The sequence below is a fragment of the Mycobacterium sp. 1165178.9 genome, assembly GCF_001673555.1.
Lineage (GTDB): Bacteria > Actinomycetota > Actinomycetes > Mycobacteriales > Mycobacteriaceae > Mycobacterium.
Map to the genome: position 1 here is coordinate 1 of NZ_LZMB01000451.1, position 17353 is coordinate 17353.

The following is a 17353-nucleotide window of genomic DNA, read 5'->3' on the forward strand; positions in this document are numbered from 1 at the left end:
AGGCTGGCCGCGTCTACTCGTATAGGTGAACTCGAGAAGAACGGTGTTCGGCGATCTTGATCCCTGCTGTCTCGCCCTCCACGGCCACACTCTCGATGTGGCTGTCGCCGAACGGTTGTGGGCCGGTAGCGCGAGGGAGTCTGCACCGCGGGGGGATCGCTGCCTCAGGTCGTCCTCGGGCGAGACGGCGGACCGTCGGCAGAGGGTCCCGTCCATGGGGGGCAAACACCAGAACGCCGACACCGCCGTCGGCCGAATTAATTTCGGCTGAATTTCGCAAAATAACCGAACGCGACAAATGGGACCTACGAATTGAGAGCGACTGCTGAATTCCAGGGCTCCAAAATGCGGTTCCAGAATTTCGAGTACTGCAATAAATAAAAGTCATACAGGAGGTTGTCACATTTGTGACCGAATAGGAGAAGACGGCTCTCCGCTGATTTATGAGATTCGCGAATACGCCGATCCATAGATCATTATTAGCGGGCTCTCGGGCTGAATTATTAGTTGCCTTGAGCTGGGGTTGGATACTGCCCAAGAGCGCGTCGATTTGAGTGATTTAGACCACAAAGTCCGTGGTGGACGGCTCCGATCTCTCACGAGCACTTGGGCCCGCGATATTTGTTTTTTACAAAGGTTTACCTGGCGGCCCGTGCAACGAAATAACTGGCCGCCACCATCGTCAGTGCAATAGCAGGGTGGCTTGACTAGTCGTTCGCACGTCATTTAGGCGCCGATTCAGAACTAGGAGCGGTATGGCTTTGTTGGCTGCAGCACGGGGAAGCTGCACATGTATCCGGTAGCAGATTCGATGAATGCTGGGACTTTGTCCATCCCAGGGCCGCGAGGCGGTGCCTACCACGGCCGCGAGAAGAAGAACCGGAGGCTTTAGATGTTGGATTTCGGGGCTTATCCGCCGGAATACAACTCCGGCCGGATGTACGTCGGAGCGGGATCGGGACCGCTGCTGGCCGCCGCGGCGGCGTGGGACGAATTGGCAGCGGAGCTGCAGAGCACTGGGGCGTCGTACAGCTCGACTATCGAGACGCTCGCGACGGGCCCGTGGACCGGGCCGTCGTCCATCGCGATGGCCGCCGCGGCGGCACCGTACGTGGCGTGGATTCACGCCACCGGCGCGCAAGCCGAGCAGGCGGGCGCTCAGGCCAAAGTCGCGGCCGGCGCATACGAAGCCGCGTTCGCGGCGACGGTCCCGCCGCCGGTGATCGCCGCCAATCGCTCACTGCTCGCGATGCTGGTCGCCACCAACATCCTCGGCCAGAACACCCCGGCCATCGCCGCCACCGAAGCCCATTACATGGAGATGTGGGCGCAGGATGCCGCCGCGATGTACGGGTACACCGCGGCGTCGGCGAGCGCCGCTCAGCTGACGCCGTTCGCCGAGCCGCCACGGACCACCAACGACTCGGCCGGTCCGTCGCAGGCGGCCGCGGTGAGTCAAAGCGCGGCGCAATCGAGCTCGAACACCGCCGCTCAGGTCTCCCAGCTGAGTACCGGGATGCAGCCGGCCCTACAGGCCGCGGCAACCGCCGCCGATCCGTCATCGGGCAGCGGACTTACAGTGCCGAGTTTCATCACCAACTGGAACGAATTCTGGTCGGTGGTCACTGGGCCCTTCTCGCCCCAGTCATGGACCACCATCCCCGGCGGCCCGTTCCTGTCGTTCGGCCAGGCGTATGCCTGGGGTCAAAACGGCCAGGGTGCGGCCGCGTATCTAGCTGGGCCGAAAGCCATTTCCGGTGCGTTGGCGCCGCTGACCAGTGGTGCCAACGCCGTCAAACCGGTGCTCAGCTCCGCGATCGGGGCGGGGGAGGCGTCGGGATCGATGGGCAAAGCCGCCCTGGTGGGCGGCATGTCGGTGCCGCAGGGCTGGGCGGAAGCCGCCCCGGCGATCCGAACACTCGCCCAGGGGCTGCCGGCCAACATGGCAGCGGTGCCCGCCGCGATGGCCGGCGAGGAGGGCGTCTTCAACCAGATGGCCTTATCCAGCCTGGCCGGACGCGCCGTCGCGGCGGCCGCTGCCCGGCCGGTCGGCGGCACCGCCTCTATGGCGGGTTCGCTCGGCGGCGCCGCCGCCGAGGCTGATCCGGCTGCGGCCACGATCATCGTGATTCCGTGCGTCGAGGAGTGACCGTGATGACGACACCGTATGGCAGCCAAGCGCTGTCGATCCAAGCAGCCAGGTAGGGGGTACGAGCGATGTTCTACGGAGCCTTTCCGCCGGAATTCAACTCGGGCCGGATGTACAGCGGTCCGGGGGCCGATTCGTTGGTGGCCGCGGCGACGGCCTGGCAGAGCCTGGCCACTGAATTGCAATCCACCGCAACGGCGTATTCGTCGGTGCTTTCGAGCCTGACGGCCGGGCCCTGGGTTGGTCCGTCTTCGATTGCCATGGCGAGCGCGGCAGCCCCGTACGTGGCCTGGATGCAGCAAACCGCTGTGCAGGCCGCGCAATCCGCAACCCAGGCCACCGAGGCGGCCAGCGCCTACGAGACCGCATTTGCCGCGCACGTGCCGCCCGCGGTCATCGCTGAAAACAGGGCCCTGCTCGCGCAGCTCGTGGCGACCAACCTGTTCGGGCAGAACACGTCGGCGATCGCCGCGAATGAGGCTCAGTACAGCGAGTTTTGGGCTCAGGACGCCACAGCGATGGACACTTACTTCGCCTCGTCGGCGACCGCGTCCAACAGTCTGACCGAATTCAGTTCTGCGCCCAAGACCACCAACGAGGCCGCCGAGCCGATGCAGGCGGCCGCGGTGAGTTCGGCGGCGAGCAGCCCGGCCGCCAATGTCGCCAGCACCGCGGCGTCGGCGGCTACCACCACCCTGCCGTACAGCGGACCCTTCTCCATCCCGGCGAACTTGGCCTATCTCTACCAGACGTTCATGACGAACCTGTTCAACTCCGTCCCGGGCGGGGCCAGCTTCTACACGGCCATGTACAACGCCGTAAAGGCGCCGCTGGGTCTGACGACGCAGTTCAACGACATCGGGTTGCTGATCAACTTCCCGCTGTCACAGTGGCTGAAGTTCGCCCCGCCCGTCGGGTACGGGGCGCTGCCGAAAGATGCGTTGGGCGCCGGGCTGGGTGCGCTGGGTTTTGGCCGCGGCACCTTATATAGCTCGATCAGCCCGATCGCCGGCATGGGCAATGCCGGCACCCTGGTCGGGAAGCTGTCGATCCCGCCGAGCTGGGCCACGTCCACCCCCGCCATCAGGACAGTGGCCGCCGCGCTGTCGGCCGCCGGGTCCGAGGCGGTGCCCGCGGCCGCGCTGGGTCAGGGGAGTCTGTTCAGTTCGATGGGGCTGGCCGGGATGCTGGGCAGCGCAGTGGGCTCCGGCGGGCCCACCGTGGTGCGTGCGGGTGTGCGTAACCGGATGACTCCGATCAAGGACCTCAAAGACAAACAATCGCCGGAACAGCTGAAACGCCTTGTCGCACAGATTTCGGAGAAGCCCGAGACTGTGCAGCACCACAACGTCGATCAAGAAAACCTCGACGCGCTGCTCGAGCAGCTGGCCAAGAAGCCCGGCATCCACGCGGTGCACCTGAAGAAGGGCGACAAGTCGAAAATCATCCCGGCCGATGCCCAATCAGGCTGAGGGACAAGGTAAATCAGCATAGCCAAGCACTAATACCCGCTCGCAACGGAAGGGTGAGAGATGAAACGACTACTAGCGCTACTTGGCGTGTTGGCGGTGATCGGCCTAGCGGCCCCGGCACACGCCGACCCTGCGCCTGCGCCGGACGGCGACGACGGGGGCTTCGTCGCCGCGCTACAGCAAGCCGGTTTCAGCTTCAACAGCCCGGGGTCGGCCGTCGCAGCCGGCAGGGCGGTGTGCTCCTGCCTGAACAACGGCGAGTCGGGCCTGGAGCTGGTGCACGACGTGAAAACCCACAATCCCGGGATGGACATGGAGATGGCGTCGAACTTCGCTGTGCTTTCCGCGAAATACTATTGCCCTCACCAGCTCTCCAAGGCGTGATGCCCGGCGCGCGGGTGACGACCATGCTGGCGGGTGGGTTCGAATGCTCCGCCGCTCAACCTATCTGCGGAGCGTCGCTCCCCGCTGCGAACGACACCGAAACGTGGCACGATCACCAGTCATGAGACTCCTGCTGACGCTCAGCGTTGGCGTTTCGGCCGCGATCGGAATGGCCCCGCTGGCGCAGGGCGACCCGGTGACACCCGGCGGCGACGAGGCCGGTTTCCTTGCCTCGCTGCGGAGTGCGGGCATCACCTACTCGACCCCCGAGGCGGCGATCACGTTCGCCAAATCGGTGTGCGTGTCCATGGGCGACGGCGAATTCGGTCCTCAGATGGTCGACGAACTGAAGGGTCAAAACCCAGGGCTCACCAATGATCACGCGACATCGTTCTTGGCGATCGCGGCGAAATACTATTGTCCGCAGCAACTTAACAGAGGGTAGCCCCAGGGCCACGCGGCCGTGATGTGTCGGGCGAGTGCATGTCGCCCAGAGCCGTTGCGCACGAGCGGACTTCGCTGCGCGGGAATCGGCTGCCGGCCGGGCGAGCCAGCGAAGGGCAGTGGGCCGCACGCGAGATCCTCAAGAGAATGAAATTGCAGCCCGCGGGCATTAACGCCCTTCACCCGAGGCGGCCTAGCCGTTCAGCCGAAGGACTGTCAGGACGACTGTCGAACGGCACGTGAGACGTCGGTATGTCCGCCGGACAGATTCCATGAATTTCATTTGAGCCGCAGCTCATTCGCGGGCCGGTCGCATATTCGCTCCTACCCTGGCGCCAGAGGAGGACGGAGGCAACGGGTGGACTTCGGGGCGCTGCCGCCAGAGGTCAATTCAGGACGGATGTACGTGGGTGCCGGATCGGGGCCCTTGCTGGCCGCCGCCGCGGCATGGGATGCGCTGGGAGCCGAACTGCATTCCTACGCGGCCGCCTACAGCTCGACGATCTTGGGCATGACCGTTGGGTCGTGGTTGGGACCGGCAGCGATGTCGATGAGTGTCGCGGTTGCCCCATACCTGGCGTGGGCGAACGCGTCGGCTGCACAGGCGGAGCAGACGGCAATGCAGGCCAGGCTCGCTGCCGCGGCCTACGAGACCGCGTTCGCCGCGACCGTGCCCCCGCCGGCGATCGCCGCCAACCGCAGCCTCTTATTGACGCTGATCGCCACCAACTTCCTGGGCCAGAACACCGCGGCCATCGCGGCTGCCGAAGCTGAGTACGCCGAAATGTGGGCCCAGGATGCCGCGGCGATGTATGCCTACGCCGCCGCGTCGGCAGCGGCCACGCAGCTGGCGCCCTTCACCGAGCCACCGCAGACCACCGATCCGTCCGGGGTGGCACGACAATCCGCCGCGGTGGCACAAAGCGCCGCGTCGGACCTCCCGTCCCAACTGTCGGCGCTGATCAATGTCGCGCCGACGATGCTGCAAGGCCTGGCGACGACCCCTTCGGCGGCGACGCCGGCGGCGTCAATCATCGAAGCCATTTACCCCATCACGGCCGCCCTCAGGCCGTTCTTCGCCGCGCTTACCGGCGCTTACAGCCCCATTGGGGCGATCATCCTGCCCGGCGGCTGGTGGCTGCTGTCCCTGCAGGCCCTGGGTCTGGCCCAGAACGCGCCGGGCGTCGCCGAACTGCTCGGCGGCGGCAAAGCCACCGCCGGGGGACTGTCGCCGCTGGCGCCACTACGGGGCGGCTACGTCTCCGCGGTGACACCGGAGCTAGGGGGCGTGGCGGGATCGATGGGCCGCGCGACAATGGTCGGATCGCTGTCGGTCCCGCAAGGCTGGGCCGCGGCCGCACCCGTGATGAAGACGGTCGCCTCGGTACTGCCGGGCACGAGTTTGGGGGCTGTCCCGGCGATTTCGGCACCGTCACAGGGGGCAATGTTCGGCGAGATGGCCGCGGCGAGTCTGGCCGGACGTACTTTGGCGGGCGCCGGCGTGCGCACCGTCAGCAATGGCACTTCCGGCGTCGCCGCAGCGGCGGCCGATGGCGTTGCCACCACGGCCACGATCATCGTCGTTCCGGCGGATTGATGGGGCATCGGACATGACCCCGCAAACCGCGCTGATCCAACGGACCGGACAACCCATGCGCTCTTTGACTGCGCGGCCGCAAACGCCGCCGACTTCCGGGCTGTTTGCCGGCTCTGCGGCGACCAGTGCCCGTTCGTCGCGGGCAGTCACCGGCCCGGTCGGGGCGGGAAGGGCACGGCAATGAACTTCGCGCTCCAGCCACCCGAAATCACCTCCGGCCAGATGTACCTGGGTCCGGGGGCGGGACCGATGCTGACGGCCGCCGCCGCGTGGGACGCGTTGGCCGCCGAATTGCAGTCCACGGCGTCGTCCTACCTTTCGATCGTCGAAGGCCTGGTCAACGAGGCGTGGGCCGGCCCATCGGCAGTAGCCATGGCCGCCGCGGCCGCGCCGTATGCGGCATGGCTGTCGGCGACTTCGGCGCAAGCCAAGAACGCGGGTGTCCAAGCCACGGCGGCCGCGGGTGCCTATGAGAGCGCCTTCGCGGCGGTGGTGCCGCCGACCGAGATCGCGACGAACCGCGCGCGACTGGCGGTGCTGTCGGCAACCAACGTTCTCGGGCAGAACACCGCCGCGATCGCCGCCACCGAGGCCGAATACGGCGAAATGTGGGCACAGGACGCTGCCGCGATGTTCGGCTACGCCAGCGCGTCTGCGGCCGCCACGCGACTGACCCCTTTCACCGAGCCGCCCCAGACCACCAATCCGACGGGAATCGCCGCCCAGTCGGCCGCGCTGGGCCAGGCCAGCGCCCTGGCCGGTGGTACCGGTGGGGCCGCGAACGCCGCCGCTCCGACGTCCGGCATCATCAGCGAGCTGCTCGAGGCCCTCGGCAACGCGTCCCGCGGTTACATGGAGTTCTGGGACGGAGTGCTCAACACCCTCACGGGTTCCCCGTTGGCAGGCGCGACGTGGCAGAACACTTTCGGCATCCTCGCCGACATCGGCCGGTTCAGCACGGTCGCCAACGACAGCATGAGCCCGATCAACCTCGCCATGACCGAGTTCAAGATGTTCTACAAACTCCCGGTCGAGGGCCTGGAAATTCCGAAGTCCGCGCTGGGCGCCGGGCTCGGCCTGCGTTCGGCAGGAGCCGGCCTGACCAGCGCTGCATCGGCGGGCATGGGCGAGGCGAACGTGGTGGGCAAGTTATCGGTGCCCCCGACCTGGGCGTCGGCGACCCCGGCAATCAGGCTGGCCAGTAGCCTGCCGACGGCCGGTCTGGCCGCGGCCCCCTCGGCGTCGATCCCGGGAAGCCTGCTCGGTCCGATGGCGCTGGGAAGCCTGACCGGGGGTGCCCTCGGCGCCGTCACGCCGGAAGTCGCGGGCGGGAGGGGTGGCCGCGTCCGCGCGGGCGGCGCGGTGAAGACCGCCGAGCCCGTCAAAATCGACGACGTCATCGCGAAGCTGCAAAAGCAGCCTGAGGCCGTCCAGCACTGGAATGTCGACAAGGCCGGACTCGACGCTCTGCTCGACCGATTGTCGAAAAAGCCCGGCATCCATGCGGTGCACGTATCCAGCGGAGACAAGCCAATGACCCTGCCCGACGCCCGGCCCGGAAAGGCGGGGACGGTGTGAGGCTGCTACTTGCGCCGCTCGGCGCATTCGTCGTGATCAGTTTCGCTGCGCCCGCGCACGCCGAGCCCGACGGCGACGACGCGGCGTTCCTGGCAAACCTCAGCAACTCCGGCATCACCTACAGCAGCCCCAGTCAAGCCATCGCGTCGGCTAAAGCCGTGTGCGGGTTGATGGGCCGGGGTGAAACGGGTTTGCAGGTGGTCAGTGACATCAAGGATCAAAACCCCGGCATGACGATGGACGGCGCGGCCAAATTCGCCGCGCTCGCATCGAGCGCCTACTGCCCCCACCACCTGACCCCCAAAACCGGTTAGCCTGGGATGCTCCCGACGCCGGGGATGCTCCCGACGTCGGCGGTTCGGTCGGGCTCCACTTGCGGTTAACCCGGATTTGGTTAGCTCCCTTCGCCGTCTGTCACCCGGGAAGGAGCGAGTCTTTGAAGACACTGAGCGCCCTCGATTTCGTGCTCCGGCTCGGGGTCGGCGTGGGCTGCGGTGCTCTTATCGGCCTGGAACGTCAATGGCGGGCCCGGCGGGCCGGCCTGCGCACCAACGCGCTCGTCGCCGGAGGCGCGACGCTGTTCGTCCTGTACGCGGCGGCCACCTCTGACGCCAGCCCCACTAGGGTCGCTTCCTATGTCGTGTCCGGTATCGGGTTCCTCGGCGGTGGGGTGATCCTGCGGGAGGGCGTCAACGTCCGGGGGCTCAACACGGCCGCAACCCTGTGGTGCTCGGCGGCGATCGGCGTGTTGGCGGCTTCCGGTCACCTGGTGTTCGCACTGATCGGCACCGGCACCGTCATCGGCATCCATCTGCTGGGGCGCCCGCTCGGCCGGCTGATCGACCGCGATAACAGTGCCGAAGAAGACGAGAGCCTGTTGCCCTACCTCGTGCAGGTGGTCTGCCGTGCCAAGCACGAGAAGTACGCGCGCGCCCAGATCGTTCAGCACGCCGGGAGCAACGACATCACGCTTCGCGGAATCCATACCGGCAACCCGGGCGGCGATGAGGTCACCCTGACCGCTCACCTGCTGATGAACGGCGACGCCCCGGCCCGCCTGGAGCGGTTGGTGGCCGAACTATCGCTGCTTCCGGGCGTGCGCGCGGTGCAGTGGTATGCCGGGGACGAAGCGCAGTCCGACGACCGTCGCTAAGGGTGCACTGGGCTTCCGGGCGCGCGTCGTAGTCTTACCTGTGTGAGTGCCCTGTCCGGTTTCGTGTCTGCGCTGCCGCCGCAGATGCGCGATCCCGTGCTGTTCGCCATCCCGTTCTTCCTGCTGCTGTTGACCCTCGAATGGACCGCGGCCCGAAAGCTGGAACACCTCACGGCCGAGGCCGCCGACAGGGCGCGACCGCCCTCGGGGGCACACTTCACCCGCGATTCGGTGGCCAGCATCTCAATGGGACTTGTTTCGGTCGCGACCACCGCCGGCTGGAAGACGCTGGCGCTGTTGGGCTATGCCGCGATCTATGCGTACCTGGCGCCCTGGCACCTGTCGGCGACGCATTGGTACACCTGGGTGATCGCGATTCTCGGTGTGGACCTGCTCTATTACGCGTATCACCGGATCGCGCACCGGGTCCGATTGATCTGGGCAACGCACCAAGCTCATCACTCCAGCGAGTACTACAACTTCGCCACCGCGCTGCGCCAGAAGTGGAACAACAGCGGCGAGGTCTTGATGTGGATTCCGTTGCCGCTGTTGGGGATTCCACCGTGGATGGTGTTCTTCAGTTTCTCCCTGAACTTGATTTACCAGTTCTGGATCCACACCGAGCGGATCGACAAGCTGCCGCGGCCGTTCGAGTTCCTGTTCAACACGCCGTCGCATCACCGGGTGCACCACGGGATGGACAAGGTGTATCTCGACAAAAACTATGGCGGCATCTTCATCGTCTGGGACCGGCTCTTCGGAACCTTCCAGGCCGAGCTGTTCCGGCCACATTATGGCCTCACGAAGCGCGTGGACACTTTCAACATCTGGACGTTGCAGACCCGCGAATACGTCGCGATCGCCCGCGACTGGCGATCGGCGAGCCGCCTGCGTGATCGGTTGGGTTACGCGTTCGGCCCGCCCGGCTGGCTGCCGCGGGCTGCTCGTCAAACCGCTGCCACCAGCCCGGTCGTGACCTCGCTGTAACATTCGCGCAGGCCGTCGCGAAAAGCTGAGCGGGGAGGACGGCTTCGCCGTAATCTCGGCCTCCCGTCGGTATCGGCCCGATGGATCGGAGTTCAGGGTGCATCGTCGTCTGGCAAGGCGCGCAGTCGCGGCGGCGACTACTGTCGCAGCGCTCGCCTCCATGCTGCCGGGGGCGCCGGCACATGCCGACGTCGTCGTGTACCCGGGCATGGAGATACGCCAGGGCAACCGCGTGTGCACGCTGGGATATGTCGATCCCGCCCTGAAGGTCGCGTTCACCGCGGGACACTGCCGCGGTGGCAGCGGAGTGGTGACCGACCGCGGCGGCACCGTCATCGGCCAGATGGCGGCGTTCCGGGACAACACCCCGTCGGGGACGACCGTGTCCACGACCCAGACGATCAGCGACTACGAAGCGATCGTGCTGGACAACAGCGTCTTGGCGAACAACATCCTGCCGGGCGGCCGCCCGCTGGTCTCGGACCCCGGCCTGGCGCTCGCGCCGGGTCAGCCGGTCTGCCATTTCGGTGTGATAACCGGGGAAACCTGCGGGACGGTGGAGAGCGTGAACAACGGCTGGTTCACCATGTCCCACGGCGTGCAGAGCCACAACGGCGATTCGGGTGGGCCGGTCTATCTGGCGCCCAGCGGCGGCCCCGGACAGCTCGTCGGGATCTTCAACAGCGTGTGGGGTGATTTCCCGGCCGCGGTGTCGTGGGGAGCCACGACGCAGGAGGCTCGCGAGGATCTGGGAGCGCGCGACAACGCGCATTAGCGGCGGTCAGCCCGGGGTTCCCGCCGGGGTCAGAGCGAACACCGGAATCGAGGGCGCGGCGGCGCGGAATTGCTCGTCGGTGCTGTCCGGGGTCAATCCCGCGACATAACCCTTGACCTGCCAATACCACTTGGCCAGATAGCGCCGTAGCAACTCGGGCTTGGCCGCGTCGTCGATCTCGGCCGCCCGCATGCGCCGCCGCCGCCAGCGCGGACCGACCTCCACGACGGACGCGGCCCGGACATTGCGCGCCCACTGGGTGTTGCCGCGCGGGGACACCAGGTAGTCCACGCCGTCCACGGTCAGCACATTGATCACCACCGCGCGCTGCTTTCCGGATTTGCGGCCGCGGACGTGCAGCGCCCGGGTTCCGGCGATGCTGATCCCCGCCTCGGCGAGCCAGCGGATGACGCCGTTCGCGGCGCGGGCGGCCCGGTTCGGTTCTTCGTATCGGGTGGACATGATGTGGCCTCTCAGCGAATCGCGGTCGAACATTCGAGAGCGGTGCTCTCCGACTCGAACACGCTGCCACAACCGGCCGCGGAAAGCAAGAGCGGTGTTCTCGGTTGTGCCAGACTGACGGCGTGGGCAAACGCCAGGAATCGCGTGAGCAGATCGAGGCACGCATCATCGAACTCGGTCGCCGCCAGCTGGTCGAGCGCGGTGCGACCGGATTGTCGGTGCGGGCCATAGCCCGCGACCTGGGCATGGTGTCGTCGGCGGTATACCGCTACGTGTCCAGCCGCGACGAGCTGCTGACCTTGCTGCTGGTCGACGCCTATTCCGACCTGGCCGACACCGTGGATCGTGCCCGCGAGACGGTGGGAGACCTGTGGAGCGACGATGTCGTCGCCATCGCGCGGGCGGCCCGGGGATGGGCCATCGCGAACCCGGCCCGCTGGGCCCTGTTGTATGGCAGCCCCGTTCCCGGATATCACGCACCCCCAGAACGAACGGTCGCGGTGGGCACCCGGGTTGTCGCAGTGCTGTTCGACGCGGTGGCGGCCGGAATTGCCACAGGCGATATTCGGCTGACGAATGATCCTGCCCCCCAACCGATGTCGTCCGACTTCGAACGGATACGCCACGAATTCGGGTTCCCCGGTGATGACCAGGTCCTGGCCAAGTGCTTCCTGCTGTGGGCGGGCGTGCTGGGCGCCATCAGCCTCGAGGTGTTCGGCCAATACGGCGCCGACACCCTGACCGATCCGGAATCCGTCTTCGAGGCCCAGCTGCGGCTGCTGGTCGACGTCTTGAGCCGGCATTGATGGCTTGCGGTGGTCACGGCCAGCCCAGAATTAGAACGTGTTCACCCGCCGATATCCCGGCCGTACGGGCTCGCCACGGCAAAGTCGTATAGGCCCTTTCTGGCGGGGTCGTGACTGGACTATCCTGCGAGACGATGACGCTTCCCGTTCAATCACCGACGCAGATCGCCTGGGTCACCCCCGACGTTGATGCCACCGAAACGGCCCTCACCGGCCTGTTAGGCGTGCGGAAGTGGATTCGCATACCCGATGTGCACTTTGCTCCGGACGCGTGTAGCTACCATGGCCGGCCCGCCGACTTCTTTGCCAGTATCTCGCTGAGCTACCTCGGCGACATGCAATTGGAACTGATCGAACCGGTTCGCGGCGAGAACATCTATAGTGACTTTTTGGCCGATCGTGGGCCGGGTCTGCACCACATCTGCACGGAGGTCGAAAGCCCCGAGCAACTCGAGGCAGCGGTGACCGAGGGCGCCGAGCAGGGCGCCATGGTCGTTCAGCGAGGCGTGATGCCCGGCGGCATCCAATTCGTCTACCTCTCCGCGCCGCAGGCGGGCGTGCCGTATCTCGAGCTTGCGTACGTTTCGCCCGAGATGAGGGCGTTTTACGACTACATCAAACAGGAGCAGCGGTGAGTCCCGCCGGCGATGAGGCAGTGGGGGCACCCCACGTTTGCGACGAGGAGGAGTGGCGCCAGTGAGCACGGAGATACCGGCAACAGTCAGTGCGGACGAGGTGACCACGTGGTCGGATGACGTCGACGTCGTGGTCATCGGGTTTGGGATCGCGGGCGGCTGCGCTGCGGTCAGCGCCGCAGCCGCCGGCGCGCGCGTGCTGGTGCTCGAACGCGCCGCCGCCGCTGGCGGCACCACTTCGCTTGCGGGGGGCCACTTTTACCTCGGTGGCGGGACCGCGGTCCAGCAGGCGACGGGTCAAGAGGACTCGGTCGAGGAGATGTACAAGTATCTGGTCGAGGTGTCGCGCGAACCCGAACTCGACAAGATCCGCGCCTACTGCGACGGCAGCGTCGAGCATTTCAATTGGCTGGAAGACTTGGGCTTTCAGTTCGAGCGCAGCTACTACCCGGGCAAGGTCGTCGTTCCGCCGGGCACCGAGGGACTGAGCTACACCGGCAATGAAAAGGTCTGGCCCTTCTGCGAGCGGGCCAAGCCGGCGCCGCGCGGTCACTCGGTGCCGGTGCCCGGCGAATTGGGCGGCGCCAGCATGGTTGTCGACCTGCTGCTCAAACGCGCCGACGCGCTGGGCGTGCAGATCCGCTACGAGACCGGGGTCACCAACCTGGTCCTGAACGACGAGGGGGCGGTGGTCGGTGTCGCGTGGAAGCACTTCACCGACACCGGTGCGATCAAGGCCAAGTCGGTCGTCATCGCGGCGGGCGGATTCGCGATGAACCCGGAGATGGTCGCCGAGCACACGCCCGCGCTGGGTCAGGAGCGACGCACCAAGCATCACGGCCTGGTGGCGCCGTACATTCTGGGCAACCCCAATGACGACGGACTGGGCATCCGGATGGGCGTCTCGGCGGGCGGCGCGACCAAGAACATGGACGAGTTGTTCATCACCGCCGCGGCCTATCCGCCCGAGGTCCTGCTGACCGGTGTGATCGTCAACAAGGAGGGCCTGCGTTTTGTCACCGAGGACTCCTATCATTCGCGCACTTCGGCTTTCGTGTTGGAACAGCCCGACCAGACGGCATACCTGATCGTCGACGAGGCGCACACCGAGATGCCGGCCATGCCGCTGATCCGCTTCCTCGACGGGTACGAGACGGTCGCGGAAATGGAAGCCGCGCTTGGCATTCCGGCGGGCAACCTCGCCGCCACGCTGGATCGCTACAACAAGCACGCCGCTGCCGGTGAAGACCCGGACTTCCACAAGCAGCCGGAATTCCTTGCGCCACAAGATAACGGCCCGTGGGCGGTGTTCGATCTGTCGCTCGGTCGGGCTATGTATTCGGGATTCACCATCGGTGGCCTGGCGGTGACGCTAGATGGCGAGGTGCAGCGTGCCGACGGCACCGTGGTGCCCGGTTTGTATGCCGCGGGCGCATGCGCGTCCAACCTCGCCCAGGACGGTAAGGGCTACGCGAGCGGAACGCAGCTGGGCGAAGGGTCGTTCTTCGGGCGCCGCGCCGGAGCGCACGCGGCCCGCAGGGCCGGGGAAGCATAGGCGCGCAACGGCACAGCGCCGGAGCGCACGCGGCCGCACGGGCCGGGGCAGCGTAGGCGGCGCTATACCTGCGCAGGTTCCTTGTCGACCGGGCCCAGTTGCCAGGGGCCGCCGCCGAGCAGGTGCAACTGCTGCTCGTGGTGCTGCTCGACGGTGGGCCGGTGGCTCACGCTGACCATGACGCACTCCGGCAGCTCGCTCCGAACCAATTGATACAGCGCGAATTCCAGGCCCTCATCCAGCGCGGAGGTGGCCTCGTCGAGGAAGACAGCCTTCGGTTTGGTGAGCAAAATGCGCGCGAAGGCGACCCGTTGCTGCTCGCCGGGAGAAAGCACCTTGGCCCAATCGTGCTCCTCGTCCAGCCGGTTGATCAGCGGCGCCAGCGCAACCTTGGTTAGCACGTCGTGCAGCTGCTCGTCGGAGATGCCGTCCGGCGAATTCGGATAGGCCACCACGGTGCGCAGGTTGCCGAGCGGCACATACGGCAGCTGCGACAAGAACATGGTCGCGTTGTCGCCGTCCGGGCGGCACAGGGTCCCCGAGGCGTATGGCCACAGTTCGGCCAGGCTGCGCAGCAGCGTCGTCTTGCCGGCCCCCGATCGGCCGGTGATCACCAGGGTGTCGCCATGGTCGAGCTGGATATCCAGGGAGTCGACCAACTGATCGCCCTCCGGCGTGCGCACCTCGATGCCCCGAAGTTCAACGGCCGTCTCTTCACTGGGCTTGACGAGAATTGACGGCAACGCGCGGCCCTTGCTGTTGGCGTCGACGAGGCCGTGCAAACGGATGATCGCCGCCCGGAAGGCCGCGAACGCGTCATAGTTGTTGCGGAAGAACGACAGTGAGTCGTTGATGTTGCCGAAGGCCTGCGCGGTCTGGGTGACATCGCCGAAGGCGATCTCCCCGGCGAACAGGCGGGGCGCCTGAATCGCCAACGGCAGCGGAATGATCGTCTGCGTCGCCGACCAGTTCCATCCGTTGAAGATGATCGTCCGGCGGACGAACCTGCGGTAGTTGTCGATGACCGGCGTGAAGCGCCGCCACAATTGGTTACGTTCGACGCGCTCGCCGCGGTAGAAGCCCACTGCCTCCGCGGCGTCGCGCAACCGCACCAGGGCGTAACGGAACGCGGCGTTGAGTTTCTCGTTGTTGAAGCTCAGCCAAATCAATGGGCGTCCAAGCCAAATCGCGACCACCGTCACGATCAAGACGTAGATCAGGACGGTCCAGAACATCGCACGCGGCACGGTCACTCCGAAAAGATCGAAGTCCCCGGACAAATTCCACAAGATCGCGGCGAACGAGATCACCGAGGCCACCGCGTTGACGGCACCGAACAGCAGGGTGTTGGTCGTCCCGTTGGACGGGATGTTCGGCGTGCCGCCCACTCCCGCGGTGAAGATGTCGACATCCTGTTGGATGCGCTGGTCGGGGTTGTCAATGGTGTTGTCGATGAACAGATCCCGGTAATAGGCCCGGCCCGCGAGCCAGTCGTCGGTGAGATGACCCGTCAACCACATGCGCCAGGCGATGATGAACCGCTGCGTGAGGTAGATGTCGAGGATCACCCGGGCGATGAAGATGGCCGCCAGCAGGATGAAGATTCCGAGCGAGACCCAAAAGTTGTGGATCCCGGACTGTTTGACCTCGTTGTTCCCCGTGGCGAGCCCTTTAAGTGCCACCTGCAACGCCGTGTACATGTCGTTGCTCTGATAGCTGAACAGCACGTTGAGCCGGACCGAGAACAGCACCAGCAGCAGCAGCACACCGAGCCCCAGCCACGCCTTGACGCTGGTCGGCCCGACGAAGTAGCCGCGCGTGATCCGCCAGAACTGGCGGCCCCACGGGGTCAGATACCTGGCGGCGACCAGCGCGGCCAGCAGACAGACGGCACCGATAACCCATGCGATGGCGAGCCACCGCAGGGAATCCTGAAACGCCGACGACCAATCGATGGACGGTTTGAACAGCTTCGAGTCCAATTTCGGGGTCTCCTTCTGCGGTCGGCACTTCCCCGCAAGCTACCCGAGCGGTTCTCGAATAGGCTGCGCAGATGAGCATCGACGCTCCGTCCAGCCAGACCGTACATGCCGGCCGACTCATCGCGCGCCGGCTCAAAGCCAGCGGCGTCGAGACCGTCTTCACGCTATCGGGCGGTCACCTGTTCTCCATCTACGACGGATGCCGCGACGAGGGCATCCGGCTGATCGACACGCGCCATGAGCAGACCGCGACGTTCGCCGCCGAAGGCTGGTCGAAAGTGACGAGATCGCCGGGCGTGGCCGCGCTGACCGCGGGGCCGGGCGTCACCAACGGGATGAGCGCGATGGCCGCGGCGCAGCAGAACTCCTCACCGCTGGTGGTGCTGGGTGGCCGGGCCCCGGCGCAGCGCTGGGGCATGGGCTCGTTGCAGGAGATCGACCACGTGCCGTTCGTGGCGCCGCTGGCCCGCTTCGCCGCCACCGCACAGTCGGCGGATGAGGCGGGGCGGCTCGTCGACGACGCGCTGCGCGCGGCGGTCGGTGCGCCGTCGGGCGTGGGTTTCGTGGACTTCCCGATGGACCACGCGTTCTCCATGTCCGACGATGACGGCCGGCCCGGCGCCCTCGTCGACCTGCCGCCGGGGCCCGCACCAGACGGCGACTCGCTTAGCCGGGCCGCCGCCCTGCTGTCCGCGGCGAAGCGGCCGGTGATCATGGCGGGCACCAACGTCTGGTGGGGACGCGGCGAAGCGGCCCTACTGCGCCTCGCCGAAGAACTCCAGATCCCGGTGCTGATGAACGGGATGGCCCGCGGCGCCGTTCCCGCCGATCACCCGCTGGCATTCTCCCGGGTTCGCGGAAAAGCGTTGGGGGAGTCCGACGTTGCGTTGATCGTCGGCGTCCCCATGGATTTCCGGCTTGGCTTCGGCGCGGTGTTCGGGACGCAGACCCAGCTCATCGTGGTAGACCGGGCCGCACCCGAACGGCGCCATCCGCGGCCGGTGCAGGCCGAGCTCTACGGCGACCTGTTGACGATTCTCGCGGCGCTGGCCCCGGCCACGGGGACCGACCATCAGGACTGGATCGGCGAACTGCGAACCGCCGAGACCGCGTCGCGCGCCAAGGAGCAGGCCGAACTCGCAGACGAGCGCAGCCCACTACACCCGATGCGGGTGTATGCGGAACTCGCACCGATGCTGGATCGCGACGCCATCGTCGTGATCGACGCGGGCGATTTCGGGTCGTACGCGGGACGTGTGATCGACAGCTATCGACCGGGTTGCTGGCTGGACAGCGGGCCGTTCGGGTGCCTGGGCTCGGGCCCCGGCTACGCCCTGGCCGCCAAGCTGGCCTGCCCCGACCGCCAGGTGGCGC

16 protein-coding genes are annotated in these 17353 nt (G+C 66.5%); 14 read left to right on the forward strand and 2 right to left on the reverse strand.

Translation table 11 applies throughout. The features are described from left to right. The first annotated feature begins 892 nt into the window (after positions 1 to 892). The 10 genes from A5652_RS19205 (at position 893) to A5652_RS19250 (ending at position 10539) form a co-directional block, all read left to right on the forward strand. On the forward strand, positions 893 to 2149 hold the full coding sequence (locus A5652_RS19205) for a PPE family protein (RefSeq protein WP_067355045.1): 1257 nt from the start codon (positions 893 to 895) through the stop codon (positions 2147 to 2149). Between the two features lie 68 nt (positions 2150 to 2217). Beyond that, the gene (locus A5652_RS19210) at positions 2218 to 3621 is read left to right on the forward strand and encodes a PPE family protein (protein WP_067355048.1); all 1404 of its coding nucleotides are present in this window, start codon (positions 2218 to 2220) and stop codon (positions 3619 to 3621) included. A gap of 60 nt (positions 3622 to 3681) precedes the next feature. Beyond that, a complete protein-coding gene (locus tag A5652_RS19215) occupies positions 3682 to 4005 on the forward strand; it encodes a DUF732 domain-containing protein (RefSeq protein ID WP_067355052.1) in 324 nt (107 codons plus the stop codon). Positions 4006 to 4126: 121 nt separating this feature from the next. Next, positions 4127 to 4450, forward strand: a complete 324-nt coding sequence (locus A5652_RS19220; RefSeq protein ID WP_067355057.1) for a DUF732 domain-containing protein — start codon at positions 4127 to 4129, stop codon at positions 4448 to 4450. A gap of 357 nt (positions 4451 to 4807) precedes the next feature. After that, positions 4808 to 6046, forward strand: coding sequence for a PPE family protein (locus A5652_RS19225; RefSeq protein ID WP_082983989.1), 1239 nt, complete (start codon positions 4808 to 4810; stop codon positions 6044 to 6046). 180 nt (positions 6047 to 6226) lie between these two features. Next, the gene (locus A5652_RS19230; protein WP_067355067.1) at positions 6227 to 7624 is read left to right on the forward strand and encodes a PPE family protein; all 1398 of its coding nucleotides are present in this window, start codon (positions 6227 to 6229) and stop codon (positions 7622 to 7624) included. Further along, complete coding sequence (locus tag A5652_RS19235; protein ID WP_067355071.1) at positions 7621 to 7938, forward strand: DUF732 domain-containing protein; 318 nt, start codon at positions 7621 to 7623, stop codon at positions 7936 to 7938. The genes A5652_RS19230 and A5652_RS19235 overlap by 4 nt, the downstream gene beginning before the upstream one ends. 122 nt (positions 7939 to 8060) lie before the next feature. Then, on the forward strand, positions 8061 to 8777 hold the full coding sequence (locus tag A5652_RS19240; RefSeq protein WP_067355074.1) for an MgtC/SapB family protein: 717 nt from the start codon (positions 8061 to 8063) through the stop codon (positions 8775 to 8777). Between the two features lie 42 nt (positions 8778 to 8819). Next, the gene (locus tag A5652_RS19245; protein ID WP_067355078.1) at positions 8820 to 9764 is read left to right on the forward strand and encodes a sterol desaturase family protein; all 945 of its coding nucleotides are present in this window, start codon (positions 8820 to 8822) and stop codon (positions 9762 to 9764) included. Between the two features lie 97 nt (positions 9765 to 9861). Beyond that, positions 9862 to 10539 (forward strand): hypothetical protein, encoded by a 678-nt coding sequence (locus A5652_RS19250; protein ID WP_067355082.1) that lies wholly within the window; start codon positions 9862 to 9864, stop codon positions 10537 to 10539. A gap of 6 nt (positions 10540 to 10545) precedes the next feature. On the opposite strand, the gene A5652_RS19255 is transcribed toward A5652_RS19250, so the two are convergent. Next, positions 10546 to 11001 carry a nitroreductase/quinone reductase family protein gene (locus A5652_RS19255; RefSeq protein WP_067355107.1) on the reverse strand — a complete coding sequence of 152 codons (456 nt, stop codon included), beginning with the start codon at positions 10999 to 11001 and terminating at the stop codon, positions 10546 to 10548. Positions 11002 to 11123: 122 nt separating this feature from the next. On the opposite strand from A5652_RS19255, the gene A5652_RS19260 reads away from it, so the two are divergent. From A5652_RS19260 to A5652_RS19270, 3 genes are all read left to right on the forward strand, one after another. Beyond that, the gene (locus tag A5652_RS19260; RefSeq protein ID WP_197514019.1) at positions 11124 to 11807 is read left to right on the forward strand and encodes a TetR/AcrR family transcriptional regulator; all 684 of its coding nucleotides are present in this window, start codon (positions 11124 to 11126) and stop codon (positions 11805 to 11807) included. Between the two features lie 134 nt (positions 11808 to 11941). Continuing rightward, positions 11942 to 12442, forward strand: a complete 501-nt coding sequence (locus A5652_RS19265) for a VOC family protein (RefSeq protein ID WP_067355090.1) — start codon at positions 11942 to 11944, stop codon at positions 12440 to 12442. Positions 12443 to 12503: 61 nt separating this feature from the next. After that, positions 12504 to 13997: an FAD-binding protein gene (locus A5652_RS19270; protein ID WP_067355094.1), complete on the forward strand. Its 1494-nt coding sequence runs from the start codon at positions 12504 to 12506 to the stop codon at positions 13995 to 13997. Positions 13998 to 14059: 62 nt separating this feature from the next. Here A5652_RS19270 and A5652_RS19275 read toward each other — a convergent pair whose 3' ends face one another. Next, positions 14060 to 15979: an ABC transporter ATP-binding protein/permease gene (locus A5652_RS19275; RefSeq protein ID WP_067355099.1), complete on the reverse strand. Its 1920-nt coding sequence runs from the start codon at positions 15977 to 15979 to the stop codon at positions 14060 to 14062. Positions 15980 to 16050: 71 nt separating this feature from the next. On the opposite strand from A5652_RS19275, the gene A5652_RS19280 reads away from it, so the two are divergent. Further along, positions 16051 to 17353, forward strand: a 1303-nt coding sequence (locus A5652_RS19280) for an acetolactate synthase (RefSeq protein WP_067355103.1), incomplete at its 3' end; no start/stop codon positions are given.